The following is a 17,025-nucleotide window of genomic DNA, read 5'->3' as shown; positions in this document are numbered from 1 at the left end:
GACCGGAATCGGTGACCCGAAGGAGTGCGATAGTGACCGAGGGTGCGTTCGGCCTGCTGACCGTGATCAGCCTGGGGCTCGCGTTGGTGCTCGCCGCCGTTGGCGCCGTGTACGTCCGGCGGATGGAGAGGCGGACAACCAGCCCGCTGAGCGAGGAAATCGGCAGCGCCAAAACGGTCGTCCGCAAACTGCGCAAACGTGAGCCGATGTCTGTCGAAGAGCTGGATTACGCGCGGCAGATCGTCGCCGACCGTGGCTCCTTCATGGCACTTTGCATCCCGGGCGCCTTGTTCATGCTGGGCTGCTTCTACGTCTTCGGCAGTCTTTATCACCTGCACGGAGCTACGCCCTCGGAGCGGACATTTCTCGGGTTGATCCCGATGTTCACCTCCACGAATCTCGCTCTACGGCTGCGTAGTAGCGCGCGGCTGAAGAGGCGTCTGCACAGCGCGCCCGTCGCGTCATGAGAGGTCCGCGACCGAGGTTAGGCCCACCCGGATCGCGCCGGGGTCCCGGTTGCAGTAATCTTTTTACCGGCTTATGTCAACCTGCTTGATATATGCCGGGCTCCTGGCCGTCCCGATGTGGGCGGAGGCGAAGCGAGAAGGTAACTAGGACCGGGGCGCGAAAGGTGATCGAGTGAGCCGTCGTTCATTCGGCAGGACTGCCTTGGCGCGAGGCTGGATGCCGTTGGTCACCGTCGTCGCGGTCGGTGTGGGCCTGCTGTGCATGTACAAGGTGCACCAGTTCTCCGAACCGGAGCCCGTCATCACCGTCAACGGCCCCCAGGCACCCGAGCAGTTCAATCTCAAACGCATCACCTACGAGGTGTTCGGCGACGCCGGAAACGGGGGCAAGCTCGTCTACATCGACATCGACGGCCACCCGCACCAGGTCGAGATCACCTCCCTGCCGTGGTCCCACACGGAGACCACGACGCTCTCGGTGGCGTCGGGAAGCATCTCGGTTCATGTTCGCAGCGGTCAGGTGAGTTGCCGGATGCTGGTGGACGGCGTCGTCCGCGACGAGCAGTCGGACGACCATCCGGACGCCGACGTCGAGTGCAGGGTGAAGTCGGCATGACCGAGCATCGCCTCGACGAGCCCCGGGTCAAGCGCCCGTTCATCCCCAGGATGGTGCGGGCCTTCGCGATCCCGATCATCTTCTTCTGGGGACTGCTCGCGGTCGCCACGAATACGTTTATGCCGCAAGTGGAACGGGTCGCAGAAGAGCTCGCCGGACCGATGGTCCCGCACTACGCGCCCTCGCAGCGGGCGCTGCTACACATCGGCGAAAAGTTCCACGAATCCAACTCGACCAACCTGACCATGGTGGTGTTCGAGGCGAACCGCCCGCTGGGCGACCAGGATCACCGGTACTACGACGATCTGATGCGTCGCCTGCAGCACGACACCCGGCACGTGCAATACGTGATGGACCTGTGGGGCAAGCCATTCACCGCGGCGGGCGCCCAAAGCGTGGATGGCAAGTGCACGTACGTGCTGTTGCGGCTCGCCGGCGACATCGGGCAGATCCAGGCCAACGAATCCGTGGCGGCCGTCCGCGACATCGTCAAGAAGGACACGCCACCGCCCGGCCTCAAGGTCTACGTCAGCGGCGCCGCTCCCCTCGCCTCGGACACGCTGGCCATCGCGAACGCGAGCCTGAACAACGTCACGATCGTCACGATCTGCCTCATCGTCGTGATGCTGCTGCTGGTCTACCGCGCCCCCTCCACCCTGTTGGTGCCCCTGCTCGGCGTGCTCATCGAGATGCTCGTCGCGAAAGGGGTCATCTCGACGCTCGGGCACTACGGATACATCGAGCTCTCGTCGTTCGCCGTGAACATCGTCATCGCGCTGACCCTGGGCGCCGGAACGGATTACGGCATCTTCCTGATGGGCCGCTATCACGAGGCCCGCCAGGCCGGCGAAAGCCGGGAGGACAGTTTCTACATCGCCTACAAGGGTGTCGCGCCCATCATCATCGGCTCCGGGCTGACGATCGCCGGCGCGTGTTACTGCTTGACGTTCGCGCGCCTGAACTACTTCCACACCATGGGGCCCGCCGTCGCGATCACCATGCTGTTCACCATCGCCGCGGCGATGACGCTGGGCCCGGCGGCGCTGACCGTCGGCAGCCTGTTCGGGATGTTCGACCCGAGGACGAACGCCAAGGGTTATCTGTATCGGCGCATCGGGGCGAGCGTGGTGCGGTGGCCGGTGCCGATCCTGGTGGCCAGTTCGGCCGTCGTCATGCTCGGGGCGATCTTCGTTCCCACCTACCGGCAGAACTACGACGACAGGCAGTACCAGCCGGCCGGCGCGCCCGCCAATCTGGGTTTCCAGGCGGCCGATCGGCACTTCCCCAAGAGCAAGCTCTTCTCCGAGATGCTGATGGTCGAAACCGATCACGACATGCGCAACTCGGCCGACTTCATCTCGCTGGACCGCGTCGCCAAGGCCCTGATCCGCCTGCACGGCGTGGCGATGGTGCAGGGCATGACCAGGCCCTTGGGCCGCGCGCTCGAGCACGCCAGCATCCCCTACCTGTTCACCACGCAGGGCAGCGGCAACGGACAGCAACTCCCCTTCAACCGGGAGCAGAACTCCAACACCGACGCGCAGGCGGACATCCAGGCGCACTCGGTCGAGGTGTTGCGCAAAGAGATCGGCTTTTTCCAGAAGGTGTCCGACGAGCTGCACCAGACGGTGCTCACCGTCGAAGACCTGCAACGGGTCAGCGACGACATCAGGGACGAGGTCTCCAACGTCGAGGACTTCTTCCGGCCGATCAAGAGCTACTTCTATTGGGAGAGGCACTGTTTCGACATCCCCATCTGCTGGACGTTTCGTTCGCTGTTCGAGACGATCGATCAGGTCGACAAGTTGGCCGACGACATCGCGGACGCCAAGGTCTCCCTCGAGGAGGTGGACAAGGCCTTCCCGCAGATCATCGCCCAGTTGAAGGCCACCGCCGACGACACCGAGGCCCTGCAGAAGAAATTGGTCAACAGCTACGGGTCCGCCGATCTGCAGACCATCCAGACCGAGCAGACGTTCGATGATCTGATCAACGTGGGCAACGACTTCGACAAGTCCCGCAGCGACGACTACTTCTACATCCCGCACGAGGGTTTCGACAACGACGACGTCAAAACGGGGATGAAGTTGATGATGTCACCGGACGGCAAGGCCGCCCGGTTCATCGTCACCCACGAGGGCGACGCGATGGGCCCCGAAGGCGTAGAACACGTCGAGCAGTTCCCCGACGCCATCAAGACGATCCTCAAGGAGACCTCGCTGGCGGGCGCGCGGATCTACATCGGCGGCTCGGGGTCCAACGACAAGGACATCAAGGAATACGCGATGTCCGATCTCATGATCGCGGCGATCGCCGCCTTCGTGCTGATCTTCCTGATCATGATGTTCATCACGCGAAGCCTGGTGGCGGCCTTGGTGATTCCCGGAACGGTGGCCTTCTCCTACGCCGGCGCCTTCGGCCTGTCCATCCTCGTCTGGCAACACCTGATCGGCCTGCATCTGCACTGGCTCGTGCTGCCGCTGACGTTCATCATCCTGGTGGCCGTCGGGTCGGACTACAACCTGCTGCTGATCAACAGGGTCAAGGAGGAGTTGCACGGCGGAATCCACACCGGCCTGATCCGCGCGCTCGGCAGCACGGGCGGCGTCGTGACGTCGGCCGGGTTGGTCTTCGCCTTCACCATGCTGGCAATGCTCACCAGCGATCTGCGCACCATCGGTCAGGTGGGTTCCACCGTGTGCATCGGCCTGCTGCTCGACACGCTCATCGTGCGTTCGTTCGTCGTGCCGTGCATCCTGCGCATCCTGGGCCCGTGGTTCTGGTGGCCGACCCTGGTGCGCGCCCGGCCGCTGCGGCAGGCGTAGCCAGTCAGCCGGCGCCCTTGCCGTTGTCGACGCGATAGAGGGCGCCGTGCACGGCGGCCGCGGCGTCGCTGGCCAGGAAGGCGATCACGTTCGCGACATCAAGGGGCCGCATCATGCCGCGCGGCGATGCCGTGCGCATGATCAGGTTGTAGTCGGGGTCCTCCGGTGCGCTGAAGTGTTCGATCTGCGGTGTCAGCATGCCGCCCGGGCAGATCGCGTTGACGCGCAGGCGATCCGCGGTGTACTCCACCGCCAGGGCGCGGGTGAGCCCGATCAGCCCGTGCTTGGCGGCGCAGTAGCCGGCCGAGTACGCCTGCCCCTCGACTCCGGCGATGGAGGCGACGTTGACGATGTTGCCGCCCCGCTCCAGCAGCCGGGGCAGCGCGGCCCGGCAGAGATAGAACGGCCCGTTGAGGTTGACCGCGAGATCGTGCGCCCAATCCTCGTCGGTCATCGACTCCGTCCGGCGCATCTGGTGGCTGCCGGCGACGTTGACCAGGATGTCGAGTCCGCCCAACTCGCGCACACACCGCTCGACCGCATCGCGACACGCCCGCGTGGAAGCGACGTCCACCGATGCGTACGAACCGTTTTGCACATCGGCGAACACCTCGGCCAGGCGCGCGGTGTCGCGCCCGATCCCGAAAACCGTTGCGCCCTGGCGGGAAAACAGCCGGGCCGTCTCAGCGCCGAGTCCCGACGACGCTCCGGTCACGAACGCGACCTTGCCCTGCAGTGCCGACATGTCGGTCCTCGTGGTCAGTAGGGGCGAATCCGCGCCACGCTACCGCGCAGCAGGCCCAGCGGTGCAACAAATCTCGGCGCCCACAGCGTCATCGCACGGCGCGCGGTGAACAACACGAGCAGACTGATCGCGAGCCGGCCCAGGGCGACCCGGCTCGTTCGCCTCTTCCAGCTTTGCGGCGTCGATCCCGCGCGCCGGCCGAAGTAGTACCCGACGCACGCTGCCACCGCGAGGGCCGCGATTCCCGCAAGCACCGTCATGATGATGAGCGTTTCGCGTCAGCGTCGCGGCGGGGTCACGCGCGTGACACACCTTGGCCACTACGCGCGACGAATGCGCGTCAAACGTTCTCGCTCACGACGTAGACGGCGACATACCCGATCGGAATGCCGGTCCAGGTGGCGATGCATTCGCGTGCCGCCAGCTCCACCGTGTTCCGACGGCCGGCGCGGGTGACCCTGCAGATCTCCGGGATCTGGATCAGCCAGCCGTCGGCGTCGCGAGTGACCTCGATATCGAAGCACTGACCGACCATGGGGCACTTCACGCGGGGAGCGACCCGCGAGGCACGGGCGCTGCGCAACGATTGACGGCGCAGCAGGGTGGGCTGAATGGGCATGGCTGCTTTCGGAGAGTCGCGATCAGAACCGCGGGAAAGAGTAATGCGCATTCAGGCGAAAACCTAATCGGTCGGGGGGCCGGTTCCAGGCCGGTGCGCAGTTTCTACCGAGTCGTTGCCGAGACTTAATGTTCAGTTCGAATCGCAGGCCGGTTCGTCGAAGGCCCGGCGTGCGCGCGAGACAGCCGAGCGCGCCGGCCGGGCGCGCATGTGATCGCGGGCGCGGCCCATGATGTCGCCGAGGGCGCGCACGTCCTCGCCGGAAAGCGCATCGAAGAGCAGGTCACGGACGACGTCGATATGTCCCGGCAGCACTTTGGCCAGCCGCGCCTGGCCCGCTTCGGTGATCCGAACGACCGTGGCGCGCTGGTCGGCGTCGCTGGCCTCGCGGGCGATCAGGCCCGCGCTCTCCAGCAGACCCGCCTGATGGGTGAGGCCGCTGCGGCTGTAGACCACGCCGTCGGCCAGCTCCGTCATGGTGAGCGGCCGGTCGGCATCGGCGAGCTTGGCCAGGATCTCGAACTGCACGTAGCTGAGGTCGCCCTCGGCCCGTAGTTGCCGTTGCACGGCGTACTGCAGCAGGCTGACCGACTCCATCAGCGCGAAGTACGCGCGCATCTGCCGAGGTTTGAGTGCGTGCGCCATGCCCAGATCATAGTGCTTCGAACTCGAAGCAATGTGGCGATCATCACCCGCGTCTTCGGGATTGCTTCGAACTCGGAGCAAGTTATGCGGGATGCACTGCTTCGAGATCGAAGCATCTAGGGAACGGAGAAGATGATGAAGGCTGTGCAATATCACCGTTACGGCGGCAGCGACGTGCTGCAGTACGAGGAGGTCCGCCGCCCGGCGCCCGGACCGGGCGAGGTCCTGGTGCGGGTGGCCGCGACCTCGTTCAACCCGGTCGATGCGGGCATCCGCGGGGGCTACCTCTCGGAGGTGTACGAGATTTCCTTCCCCCACACGCCGGGAATCGACGTCGCGGGAACGATCGCCGAACTCGGCCCTGAGGTGAGCGGCTGGAAGATCGGCGACGCCGTCGTGGGCATGCTCCCCCTGGACCGGCCCGGCGCCGCCGCCGAGTACGGGATCGTGCCGGCCGCGGTGCTCGCGGCCGCGCCGAAGTCGGTGCCGCTGGCCGACGCCGCCGCGCTGCCGACCGTCGGTTTGACGGCGTGGCAGGCCTTGTTCGAAATCGCCGAATTGACGGCGGGCCAGTCCGTTCTGATCAACGGCGCCGGCGGAGCGGTCGGCGGCTACGCAGTGCAGCTGGCCAAGCGGGCCGGAGCCGTTGTCACCGCGACGGCCTCCGCGCGAAGCGCGGAGCGGCTGCGCCGCCACGGGGCCGACCGGATCATCGACTACATCGATTACACGGTCACCCCGCTGCCCGTCGCCGGGCAGCCGTTCGACGTGGTGCTCAACCTGGTCAGCACCTCACCGGAAGAGACTGCGGCCCTGGTCGGCCTGGTCGCCGATGGCGGGTTTTACGTCGGCACCATGACATCTGGTGAGGAGGACGCGGCACGGCGGGTGCGCGCGCAGCGGGTATTCGTCCGCAGCGACGCGGCCCAGCTGGCCAAACTGGTCGGCCAGGTCGACGCCGGACAGCTGGCGATCGACGTCGCCGACCGCCGCCCGCTGACCGCCGCCGCCGCCGTGCACGACGACTCTGACGCCAATCGGCTGCCGGGGAAGACGATTCTCGTTCCTGGACAGTGACTTTCGCCGTCCACCGCTTGTCCCGCCGGCCACCCGCCGGCGGGACTTCCTAATCCGGTCGGCCCGGCGGAAACTCGGCGCGCTTCTCGATGGCCTCGCGATAGGCATGCACCCGACCGGGCATCGTCCCGAGCACCGCGATCGTGCGACCGCCGCGCCCGTAGGCGGCGACGAACTCCCCGGAGTTCTGGTCGCCCTCGACGACCTCGACGGCGTCGTAATCGGTCGGCACACCCAGCATCTGCAGCTTGACGTCGTAGTGGTCGGACCAGAAGTACGGCACTTCGTCGAAAACTTCGGCGCGCTCGGGCCCGGCCAGCAGGGTGCGCGCCGCGGCCGCACCCTGACGGCCCGCGTCGTCCCAGTGCTCGGTCCGCAGGTGCCGTTCGTAGAGCGGGTGCCACCAGCGCGCGACGTCACCGGCCGCGACGACAATTCCATCGCCGTCGTTGCCCTCGGCGACACCTTTCGCATCGCAGACCACTCCGTCGTCCAAGTGCAGTCCCGAGCCTTCCAGCCAGCCGGTGACGGGCGTGACGCCCAGGCCGACGATGACCACATCGGCCGGGACCTGCGAACCGTCGGTGAGTCGGACGGCTTCCACGTGCCCGTTGCCGACGAATTCGGCGACGCCCACGCCGACGCGCAGGTCCACGCCGTGCTCGCGATGCAATTTCGCCCAGCACGGCGCCAGCTCCGCGCCCAATGCTTGAACCAGCGGCCCGGATGCCTTCTCGACGAGCACCACATCCAACCCCAGCAATCGGCAGGTCGCGGCGACCTCACTACCGATGAATCCGCCTCCGACCACCACGACACGTGGATGCGAGCCGAGCCGTTCCCGAATGGTCAGACAGTCCTCGACCGTCCGCAGCAGGAACACGCCTTCGGGAGCTTGGCCGGGCCACCGGCGTGGCTCGGCGCCACTGGCGACGACGACGCCGTCGAAGTCCAGGGACAGGGTCTGACCCTCGTCGCGGACCCGGACGGTGCGCGCGGATAGGTCGAGCCCGACCGCCGTGGCACCTCGAAGTACCCGCGCATCCATGTCGAACTGCGGCGCCATGTCGATGCCGGCTCGGTGCACCTGCCCGCTGAGCAACTTCTTCGACAGCGGCGGTCGATGGTAGGGGGCGTGCCGTTCGGCGCCGACAATCGTCAGAGCACCGTCGTAGCCGTCCCGTCGTAGCGTCTCCGCCGCACCCATCCCGGCCACGCCGGCACCGACGACGACGACCTGGTTCAGTTGCCCGGGCATCGCGTCAGTCCTCCACCACGATCGCGCCGGTGGGGCACGACACTTCGGCAGCCTTCAACGGTCCGCGTAGCTCCCGTCGCGGCTCGTCTTGGAGCAAGTGCAACCCGTCCTCGCGCACGTCAAAAACCTCGTGGCACAGGCTCATACAGACGCCGTTGCCGTCGCAGGTGTCGAGGTCGACCGAAACCTTCATCGAACCGCGGCCTTTCCTTCTAACTGGGCCCGTTCGCGGGCGGCCTTGGCCGCCGGCGACTTCTTGATGTATTCGACCGCCATCTCCGTGACCGCTTCGGGACCCGGGTGATGATGGGGGCTCATGTACCTGGCGGGTTGCGTCACCATCAGCTGCCAGGGACCGGGCAACTTGTATTCGCGGGCCGCACGAAGCCAATCGCGCCAGCGCCATTTCTGATCGATGGTCGGGTCATGAGCCATCAGGTATTTGGCTCCGGCGATCCACCACCCGTAAAACAGCGGGGTGGTCATCACCATCGAGAAGGCCCTGATGAAGTAGTTGCCACACACATGCTGGTAGACGTCGAACACCAGCGAGCGATGTTCGACCTCCTCGGCGCCGTGCCAGCGCAGCAGATCCAGCATCATCGGGTCGGTGCCCGCATAATCCAGCCCTCGGTTCTGTAGCACCCATTGCCCCAACATCGCGGTGTAATGCTCCAGCGCCGCGACGTCCGCCAACCGGCGATACAACCACCAGCGCTTCATCGCCGGCGGGAAAAATTTCGGCGGATCACCCAGCGCAACCGACAGCATCTTCCGGAGCCGGGAGGTGTACGGCTTGGTGTCGATGCCCTGTTCGGCCAGGTGGTCGAGCACCACTTGGTGCGCCCACGCGTGCCAGGACTCCTGTTGGATAAACGGTTTGATCGCCGCCTCCAGCTCGGGGTCATCAACCAGCGACGACGCTTCCAGGACGGCCTTGATGAAGTGCCGCTCGCCCTCGGGGAGCAGCAGATGCAGAACGTTCATCATGTGGGTTGCGAAAGGGTCGTCGGGCACCCAGTGCAGTGGCGTCTCGGACCAGTCAAATCGCACCATCCGGCGATATCGTGGGTGTCCGTCGTGATGAAGTTGGACCTCGGGCATCGAAAGCTCCCTCGCGACTCGCTGCGAACAACCGTTCACTCGGCCGCGTACCCACACTGGTCGCCGGTTATGCGTACCGGCGGTACGAGGTTTCTGAGACTTCCGCCAGCGCTTCAGTCATGGACTCGACACGGTCAACCGCGGAAACCGATTTGATATCGACTGCTACGCGCCACTTCTGTTGACAAAAGTCACAAATTTAACATCACGCGATGCAGAAATTGCCGGCGAATGTGCGTCGGCCGCGCCCCATTCCCCGGCGGGACTTGTTGCGCTACGCGATTGCCATGCCCGCACTGCCAGGGTTGTATGCGGCATCGACCAGCGTCGCCGTCCCGACGGCGGCTGCCATCCCTACCGCGGCTGGCGCCACCCCCAAGCTGATCGATTTCGCCATGCGCCAGATTCCGGCGGAGCACATTCGCGCCGCCGGTTACTCCGGGGTCATCAACTACGTCTCGCAATCACGTCCCGGGTCGTCCATGGGCGCCAAGCCCATCACGCGGCCCTACGCCGAGCAGCTGACCGCCGCCGGGCTCGTGATCGTCAGCAATTACCAATACGGCAAGCCGGGCGGAACGGCACCGTCGGACTTCAGGCGCGGGTTCGAGGGCGGCGTTGCCGACGCGCGAACCGCCTGGGCGCTGCATACCGCCGCGGGCGGCGGTCAGAGCGCCCCGATCTTCTTCAGCGTCGACGAGGACATCAACCGCGACACCTGGAACAACTTGGCGCTCAAGTGGTTTCGCGGAATCAATTCGGTACTGGGGGTGCAGCGCACCGGCGTCTACGGCGGTATCGACGTGTGCCGATGGGCCGCCGCCGACGGCGTCATCGGCAATTCGCGTACCGCCGGCCACCGGTGGGCCTGGCAGACCAAGTCCTGGTCCCACGGCCAGGTCGACCCGGCCGCGGTTCTCTACCAACGCGTGGTGAGCACGGCGTCGAATCCGGGCCCGGTGGTCGGGGGGCTCGAAGTCGACGTCAGCGACGTCCTTGCCGGCGATTGCGGCCAGTGGAACCTGCATCCGTGAGCCGGGGTGTCGTCGAAGATCAGGTGGCGCTAAGGGACTCGAACCCCTGACCCCCACACTGCCAGTATCACGGGGCCTGTCCGGGTGGTGTTGGCACGTGGACCACAGACGCGGTTCGGCGGCGCAGCCACTTATCGAGGGCGACGACGCCGCTTGCCACGACCGCGATGCCGAAGATGCGTAGCCACGCGCCGAAGCCGATTGGCGCCGTGCCGAACATCGTATTCATCGCCGGCAAGTAGGTAATGGCTAGTTGTGCGAGGCCTTGGGCGGTGACGCCGAGAATGATCCACCGGTTTGAGAGCACGCCGATGCGCCAGGCTGAGTGAGTCAACGACCGGCAGCTGAATAGGTAGAACGCCTCGACGGCGACGAAGAGGTTCAGTGATGTCGCTCTGGCCTCTGGGAGGCTGGCGCCCCTGCTGATTTCCCACTCAAACAACCACCACGCGCTGGCGACAAGCAGCGTCGACACCAGGAGAATTCGCGTGACGAGCGCCCGGGTGAGCAGCGGCTGGCCGGGGTCGCGCGGCGAACGAGTCATGATGCCGGGTTCCTTCGGCTCGAATGCGAGCATCAGGCCGAGTGCGACGGCGGTGGTCATGTTCACCCACAAAATTTGGGTGGGCAGAATCGGCAGCGCGGCGCCAAACGCGATGGCCACCAGAATGACAAGCCCCTCACCGATATTCGTGGGCAAGGTCCAGGTAATGAACTTGGTGAGGTTGTCGAACACCCCGCGGCCCTCTTCGACCGCGGCTTCGATGGTGGCGAAGTCATCGTCGGTCAGCACCATGTCAGCCGCATCCTTGGCGACCTCCGTGCCACCCTTCCCCATCGCGACGCCAATGCTGGCCTGCCGCAACGCCGGCGCGTCGTTGACTCCGTCACCTGTCATTGCCACTACGTGCCCCCGGGCCTGCAGCGCCTCCACGAGCCGCAGCTTCTGCTCGGGCGACACCCGGGCGAACACGCTCGCGCCGTCCACCGCGTCGGGATAGTCCTCGGACTTCAGCGCGGCGAGGTCAGCACCCGTGAGAACCGTGCCCGGCGTGGGTTCACCCTCTACGAGCAATCCCACTTTGGTGGCGATGGAGGCAGCGGTCCCCGCGTGGTCGCCGGTGATCATCTTGACCGCGATGCCCGCGGTGTGGCAGACAGCCACCGCAGATTTCGCCGCCGTTCGGGGCGGATCGAGCATCGCCTGCAAGCCGGTCAACATCAGCGAACCCGCGAGCGCATCCTCATGGAAGTCCTGGCCATCGGTCGCGGGCCGCACACCGGTGGCCAGCACCCGAAGTCCCCGTGCGGACAGCATCTCGGCGGCTCGTGTGACCTCCGCACGATCCAGAGGTTGTGGCGCGCCGTCGGCGCCCATTTCACTGCCGCACAACTCGAGCATCCGCTCCACCGAACCCTTGGCCAGCACAACCTCCTCGCCGCCACCGTCGCCATGCAGTGTGGCCATGAATTGACGTTCGGAACTGAAGGGAATTGCCGCCAGCCGGGGCAGTTCCGCAACGAGCCGATCCCGATCGAGGCCCGCCTTGGCGGCGACCACGAGCATCGCACCCTCGGTGGGGTCACCAACGACATCCCAGCGTCGGCCATCATGGGTCAGCGCGGCGTCATTGCAGACTGCGCCGGCCAGCAGTGACCATCGCAGCGCCGCGTTGGCATCAACCGTCACCGGGACACCATCGCGGCCCCGCAATACGCCTTCGGGGACATATCCGGTTCCGCTCACCTCAGCGACGCCGGCCGGGGTCCAGATCGCCTGCACCGTCATCTGGTTCTCCGTCAGCGTTCCGGTCTTGTCCGCGCAAATCACGGTGGTACTTCCCAGCGTCTCCACGGCAGGAAGACGCCGGACGACCGCGCGGCGCTTAGCCATTCGAGCCACGCCGATGGCCAAAACGATCGTGACCGCGGCCGGCAGGCCCTCGGGGATCGCGCCGACCGCAAGCGCGACGGCCGCGGTGAATGTCTCGACGGCATCCTGCCGGCGCAACAAACCGACGGCGAAGGTGACCGCGGACAAGCCCAGGATGGCGATGGTCAGAACTCTGCTGAATGACGCGAGCTTCGAAGTCAGCGGTGTGGTGAGAACCTCCGCGGCACCCACGAGGCGATGGATTTCACCGAGCTCGGTTCCGGCGCCTGTCGCCACGACGACACCGGCACCGTTACCCGCCGTCACCAGGGTGCCCGAATACGCCATATTTCGGCGATCCGCCACCGGCGTTGCCGGCGGCAGCAGCACCTCGTCCTTGCGCACCGGTGCCGATTCCCCGGTGAGCGCCGATTCGTTCACCCTCAGCTCGCTCTCGCGCACCACCCGCACGTCGGCAGGGACCTTGTCACCGGCCTCGAGCAGCACCAGATCACCGGGGACCAGCTCTTCCGACGGCACCGTATGCTCGTGGCCGTCGCGCACCACTTTGGCCTGGGTCCGCACCATGGAGCGCAGGCTGTCCAGTGCGGCCTCCGCCTTGGACTCCTGGATGAAACCCACGATCCCGTTGATCACGACGACGCCGAAAATCACCGCGGAGTCAACGAATTCATGCAGACCCGCGGTAATTACGCCCGCGACGAGCAGAACATAGATCAGCGGGTGATGAAACTGACGCAGTATCCGAATCAGCAAGCCGGGGCCCGCGGCTGCCGGCAAGGCGTTGGGCCCGAAGCGCTCGAGTCGCTCGGCCGCCTCAGCGTTGGATAGGCCGCGGTGTGGATCCGTCTCCAACAGCAGCACCACTTCATGCGCCGGCAAACCATGATGACCCGTCGTCGGCGACACCGATACCGCCAAGAATCTCACCTCACAAGTGGCCACCCGACCCGATCACGTGATTTCCACACTGCTCCTGCGGGCGGGTGTCCATTAGAGCCGTAAGTCACCCGCCGCGTGGCCGGCGAATCCAGCAAGACGCGGGCCTACTGGCGAATCAAAACAAAAAACCCGGCCGACGGCCGGGGAATCTGTGACCGATGACGCGACTCATGTGTAACCCATAACTCGACTCATCACCTCGGTGGAGCTAAGCGGGACTCGACCCCTTGTGTGACCAGGCAACATGCGTCTGAACTGCCAATTCGTTTCGCCTCCGTCGGGTCCAGTCCCGTTGGTTACCTGCGGTTTCGTTTTGCGAGATTCTCCATCCTGAACACGTTCAAGGGGATTCGTGGAAACAGCGCCGAACCTAGGCCGTTTGATCGCAATCGCACCCGCACGGTGTGGCCGCACGAGGCCCATAGCTTCACACCGTGGCTGCTCAACAGCGTCGACGTTCTCAGCAACTTGCTTGAAATGGATCTTGAGCTTCAGGTAGCAGAGCACCCAGTCGGAGGTTTTTCGTTGGACCTCCTAGGCCGAGATCTCTCCGATGAGAGTGTCGTTATCGTCGAGAACCAGCTGGAACTGTCCGACCAGACGCACCTCGGACAGATCCTCACCTACGCGGCGGGAACCGATCCAAAAACAATCGTCTGGATCACCGCTGGATTCCGGCCCGAGCATCGCGGTGCGCTCGACTGGCTGAACGAACTACAGCACCGCGAACTCACTGTCCGGCAAGCGCCAACGCCCTTCCCTGTGTGATGGCTGGTACGACCACTTCGTGCAAATAGGCGCATTTCAGTGACGACCAGTTCCCACGCGACGGGTGTCGAAGTGACACCCACACAAATCGGTTACCGTCCAGGTCGCATGCGACCACATTTGCAGCGACTGACCGGGTGACTCCAAGGGTGGAGTAGAGCGTGTTGTCGAGGCCCGCACCCTGAGAAATCACAAGAGTTGGTTGGAGAATTTGGAGAGTTGCGCGCAGATGCCGTGAGCACGAAGTACGCATGATGCCGGTAGCCCGCGACTTAGCGTCCCGTGATCGACCGCTGAACACAGCAGGAGGTTGGTCATTGCGTATGCCTCAAATAGGTGCGCGCTCGATCCGTCGACGAACTGAATGTGCTCGGTGTCCGCGTCCACCGGGAGCCCGAACGCCAGGCGGAGCGCGAAGGTCACCCCTTTCATGTGCTGATTGCGTTGGTTGAAGGTGAGCTTGCCGGAATTGAGCACGTCCTCGGTGCGCTGCTCGACCGTCCGGTGCTGCTTCGGTTCGCCCGTTTCCATCGGCAGGACAACAACGCGGAGTGGAGTGCCGTCTACGCGCATGTCGTAGCACGGGCCGACCATGTGCCCTTGGCCCTCGTAGAAGCTGGCACCACCCTTTTCGGCAGACGAACGGCAGCTGACCGCCGACTTGCATACGAAGCCGTCATGCGGGTTCCAAACATTGTCCGACAGATACGACTCAAGGTCTGCCTTCCGCCGATCCGAGGCAATGCGATCAACCGAGAAGGCGCGCAAGTCGCTTTGCGGGGTATCGGCTTTGGGCACGTCGATGCCCGCACCCTGTGGAGCCTGTTGGGCGACGTCCGGCTCCCTATTTCGGTCGTTCATGTACTTGGCGTGCCTTATCGGCGGGACAAGATAAGGCGAGAACACCGACCGCCCTCGGAACACTCGCGGCATCGCGGCGTGCAGCCAGATCATCGTGATCACCAGCGGTGCGTCTGTTTCGAGGTAGGTCCAACCCGAGTAGTCGTTTCGGACGGTCTTCGAACCGTCCTCCTTCGTGATGCCGATCCGGAAGCCCATTGGGTTGTCGGGCCGGAGATAGAGCCAGACGCCCTTTCCAAGCACGCAGATGGCATCGAGCGGAGGCTGCGGAGTGTTCGCTGCATCTTGCTCCCCCGTCGGCTTGCCTACCGGCGGCGGGATCAGATCCGCCTCGCGTAGCCGATCACCAATCGTGTTGATGGTGACCTTGTTGTCGAACGCGACGACGAAGTACGGCGGCACCAAGCCGATCTGCTGCATGTACGCCTGTTCTTTGCTCGTCATGACGCGATCCGACTCGTTGATCGTCATCCGCAACCTCTTGAAGGCTGCGCCCTTCGCGATGCTGTCGGTGAGTGCAGTCCCGTCGAGACAGGACTTGACCTCCCCGGCGGCAGCGACACCGTCCACGACGTAGGTCCCCGACTTGCCCTCGGGAAACGACAGCGGATGATCGGGGGTCGTGATCACAACATCGGTCTGACGTGAGCCGTCGCCGAAGGCGTCGTAGACAATGCCCTTGCCGACGCTATAGCCCGAGGGCAAATAGCTGCGCAGCGTCTTGCGTACTGCCTCCTCGGCTCCGTCTCCGATCGTGGTGCCGTGATCGGATTCCACGCGGGCCTTCGCCAGGGCGGTCTGCAACTCCTGCTCGACGGTCTCGAGTATCTTGTGAAACCGCAGGTCAATGTTGTAGCTGCCCTCTTGGGACTGCTGCTCGGTCATGAGCGAAGTATGCCCCCGGGCACCGACATGGCGGGTGTCAGCTATCCCCCAATGCGACGGCGGAGATATTCGGGAATCGACGTGACCGGGCGGGCGCGCACCGTCGACAACTTTTACCCCCACGATTTCGGAGAAGCGGCCCAGTCGATTAGTTCATCCGTGCCAGTCCCTTGAGTCATAATCCCGATGGAACGGCGCGAGGTTCGCGCTCAACAGGGGGGACGATGTCGGGCATGGCCGCACGCCTGTACGAACCACTACTGCCACATGCTGAAAAAATCGCTGGCTCTGCGGACGCACAGTGCGTGCGTTATGTGCCTTCAACTTGGCGCACCTGGCTGGCTCTCGCCGGTTTGAGTAACGGCGTGACTGACCACGTCTTCTCAACGATTGGCCAAAATACGGTTACCCGATCCGAAATCCGAACCCTGGCAAAAGATGCCGCGTCAGCCGATGGACGACTCGCACTGCTCATCGCAGTTCTCGTGTGGGGGCGAGGCACTGCGAATGGCAGGATGCGCGATCCTATCGTTCGAGCCCTCACCCACCCAGACCGTGATCAAGTGCTTCACCAGACAGCCGAGCGGGCTCAGCGAGGCGCGGTTGCCGAGGCCTACGCCGCGTGGACCCTGCCAGGCCTACAGGCAGCCTTCTTCACAAAATGGCTGTGGGCAGCCAGCTCTCGCAGGCCGCAGACCTGCTGCCTCATTCAGGACAAGAGGGTGTGGAACAGTCTCGGCGCGCTTGGCTGGGACAGCCTAGAAGCTTCGGGGAGGAAGGACTGGCCGTCGCGCTACGCCGCCTACGTTGCCGATGTCCATGACTGCGCGGATCGAATGGGCAGCGGCGTCAGCGCCGAAGACATCGAATACACGTTGTTTCGAGCCAACGGGGACCTTGACCGTCTGTGACGACGAAAGACGCTCTTCTTGTGCGGACCGAAGGCCCGTGTATCACAGTCGGTGTCGATCTCGCATCACAACCGGACAACACCGCGGTTTGCGTCATCACCTGGAGCTACGAGTCGGCAGAAGTCAGCGCTCTCGCCTCTGGGTCCTTGTGCGGCAGGAAACTTGACGACTCCACCCTCCTGTCCATCGTGGGTGGCCTGACCCCGATCGGTTGATCCGCGGCTTATGAGAGTCTTGCGGCCCACGACGTGGGCAGGAAGGCTCAACAAGATCATGGCGACGAGGAAGCGGCACAGCCCCGAGCAGATTGTGCGCAAGCTGATGGCGGCTGATCGGCTTTTGGCCGAGGGCAAGGACACTGCTGCGGTGTGCCG

The 17,025-nt window shown here is 64.8% G+C and carries 16 protein-coding genes; 7 read left to right on the top strand and 9 right to left on the bottom strand.

Annotated features, from left to right (window positions below):
- The first annotated feature begins 32 nt into the window (after nucleotides 1-32).
- The 3 genes from HMPREF0591_RS23430 to HMPREF0591_RS23420 all read left to right on the top strand — a co-directional run bounded on the left by HMPREF0591_RS23430 (nucleotide 33) and on the right by HMPREF0591_RS23420 (nucleotide 3,908).
- Nucleotides 33-467 (top strand): hypothetical protein, encoded by a 435-nt coding sequence (locus HMPREF0591_RS23430; protein ID WP_007171175.1) that lies wholly within the window; start codon nucleotides 33-35, stop codon nucleotides 465-467.
- 217 nt (nucleotides 468-684) lie between these two features.
- A complete protein-coding gene (locus tag HMPREF0591_RS23425) occupies nucleotides 685-1,083 on the top strand; it encodes an MmpS family transport accessory protein (protein ID WP_007171174.1) in 399 nt (132 codons plus the stop codon).
- Nucleotides 1,080-3,908 (top strand): MMPL/RND family transporter, encoded by a 2,829-nt coding sequence (locus tag HMPREF0591_RS23420; protein ID WP_007171173.1) that lies wholly within the window; start codon nucleotides 1,080-1,082, stop codon nucleotides 3,906-3,908. Before HMPREF0591_RS23425 ends, HMPREF0591_RS23420 begins: the two co-directional genes overlap by 4 nt.
- A 4-nt stretch (nucleotides 3,909-3,912) precedes the next feature.
- On the opposite strand, the gene HMPREF0591_RS23415 is transcribed toward HMPREF0591_RS23420, so the two are convergent.
- The 4 genes from HMPREF0591_RS23415 to HMPREF0591_RS23400 all read right to left on the bottom strand — a co-directional run bounded on the left by HMPREF0591_RS23415 (nucleotide 3,913) and on the right by HMPREF0591_RS23400 (nucleotide 5,917).
- Entirely contained in the window at nucleotides 3,913-4,653 is a 741-nt protein-coding gene (locus HMPREF0591_RS23415; RefSeq protein ID WP_007171172.1) for an SDR family NAD(P)-dependent oxidoreductase, read from the bottom strand.
- A gap of 14 nt (nucleotides 4,654-4,667) precedes the next feature.
- Complete coding sequence (locus HMPREF0591_RS23410) at nucleotides 4,668-4,913, bottom strand: hypothetical protein (RefSeq protein WP_007171171.1); 246 nt, start codon at nucleotides 4,911-4,913, stop codon at nucleotides 4,668-4,670.
- Between the two features lie 80 nt (nucleotides 4,914-4,993).
- Nucleotides 4,994-5,188, bottom strand: a complete 195-nt coding sequence (locus tag HMPREF0591_RS23405) for a hypothetical protein (protein WP_040623797.1) — start codon at nucleotides 5,186-5,188, stop codon at nucleotides 4,994-4,996.
- Between the two features lie 216 nt (nucleotides 5,189-5,404).
- Complete coding sequence (locus tag HMPREF0591_RS23400) at nucleotides 5,405-5,917, bottom strand: MarR family winged helix-turn-helix transcriptional regulator (RefSeq protein WP_007171169.1); 513 nt, start codon at nucleotides 5,915-5,917, stop codon at nucleotides 5,405-5,407.
- A 135-nt stretch (nucleotides 5,918-6,052) separates the two neighbouring features.
- On the opposite strand from HMPREF0591_RS23400, the gene HMPREF0591_RS23395 reads away from it, so the two are divergent.
- Nucleotides 6,053-6,994: an NADP-dependent oxidoreductase gene (locus tag HMPREF0591_RS23395; protein WP_040623910.1), complete on the top strand. Its 942-nt coding sequence runs from the start codon at nucleotides 6,053-6,055 to the stop codon at nucleotides 6,992-6,994.
- 49 nt (nucleotides 6,995-7,043) lie between these two features.
- Here the strand turns inward: HMPREF0591_RS23395 and HMPREF0591_RS23390 are convergent, their stop codons facing one another.
- Genes HMPREF0591_RS23390 through HMPREF0591_RS23380 form a run of 3 tightly spaced genes read right to left on the bottom strand, consistent with a single transcriptional unit; the run spans nucleotide 7,044 to nucleotide 9,356 of the window.
- The gene (locus tag HMPREF0591_RS23390) at nucleotides 7,044-8,252 is read right to left on the bottom strand and encodes an NAD(P)/FAD-dependent oxidoreductase (protein WP_007171166.1); all 1,209 of its coding nucleotides are present in this window, start codon (nucleotides 8,250-8,252) and stop codon (nucleotides 7,044-7,046) included.
- 4 nt (nucleotides 8,253-8,256) lie between these two features.
- A complete protein-coding gene (locus tag HMPREF0591_RS23385) occupies nucleotides 8,257-8,445 on the bottom strand; it encodes a ferredoxin (protein WP_007171165.1) in 189 nt (62 codons plus the stop codon).
- Nucleotides 8,442-9,356, bottom strand: a complete 915-nt coding sequence (locus tag HMPREF0591_RS23380) for a metal-dependent hydrolase (RefSeq protein ID WP_007171164.1) — start codon at nucleotides 9,354-9,356, stop codon at nucleotides 8,442-8,444. Before HMPREF0591_RS23380 ends, HMPREF0591_RS23385 begins: the two co-directional genes overlap by 4 nt.
- Before the next feature lie 212 nt (nucleotides 9,357-9,568).
- Between HMPREF0591_RS23380 and HMPREF0591_RS23375 the strand changes: the two genes are divergently transcribed.
- On the top strand, nucleotides 9,569-10,390 hold the full coding sequence (locus HMPREF0591_RS23375; protein ID WP_007171163.1) for a DUF1906 domain-containing protein: 822 nt from the start codon (nucleotides 9,569-9,571) through the stop codon (nucleotides 10,388-10,390).
- Nucleotides 10,391-10,457: 67 nt separating this feature from the next.
- Here HMPREF0591_RS23375 and HMPREF0591_RS23370 read toward each other — a convergent pair whose 3' ends face one another.
- Nucleotides 10,458-13,205, bottom strand: coding sequence for a cation-transporting P-type ATPase (locus tag HMPREF0591_RS23370; protein WP_050790130.1), 2,748 nt, complete (start codon nucleotides 13,203-13,205; stop codon nucleotides 10,458-10,460).
- A gap of 252 nt (nucleotides 13,206-13,457) precedes the next feature.
- Between HMPREF0591_RS23370 and HMPREF0591_RS23365 the strand changes: the two genes are divergently transcribed.
- Entirely contained in the window at nucleotides 13,458-13,994 is a 537-nt protein-coding gene (locus HMPREF0591_RS23365) for a hypothetical protein (RefSeq protein ID WP_007171161.1), read from the top strand.
- 189 nt (nucleotides 13,995-14,183) lie between these two features.
- On the opposite strand, the gene HMPREF0591_RS23360 is transcribed toward HMPREF0591_RS23365, so the two are convergent.
- Entirely contained in the window at nucleotides 14,184-15,740 is a 1,557-nt protein-coding gene (locus HMPREF0591_RS23360) for a DUF6602 domain-containing protein (protein WP_007171159.1), read from the bottom strand.
- Nucleotides 15,741-15,973: 233 nt separating this feature from the next.
- Between HMPREF0591_RS23360 and HMPREF0591_RS32570 the strand changes: the two genes are divergently transcribed.
- A complete protein-coding gene (locus HMPREF0591_RS32570; RefSeq protein WP_139093852.1) occupies nucleotides 15,974-16,651 on the top strand; it encodes an 8-oxoguanine DNA glycosylase OGG fold protein in 678 nt (225 codons plus the stop codon).
- Nucleotides 16,652-17,025: the final 374 nt, after the last annotated feature.

The sequence above is a fragment of the Mycobacterium parascrofulaceum ATCC BAA-614 genome, assembly GCF_000164135.1.
GTDB classification, from domain to species: domain Bacteria; phylum Actinomycetota; class Actinomycetes; order Mycobacteriales; family Mycobacteriaceae; genus Mycobacterium; species Mycobacterium parascrofulaceum.
This window is presented reverse-complemented; position numbering and strand designations above follow the sequence as displayed.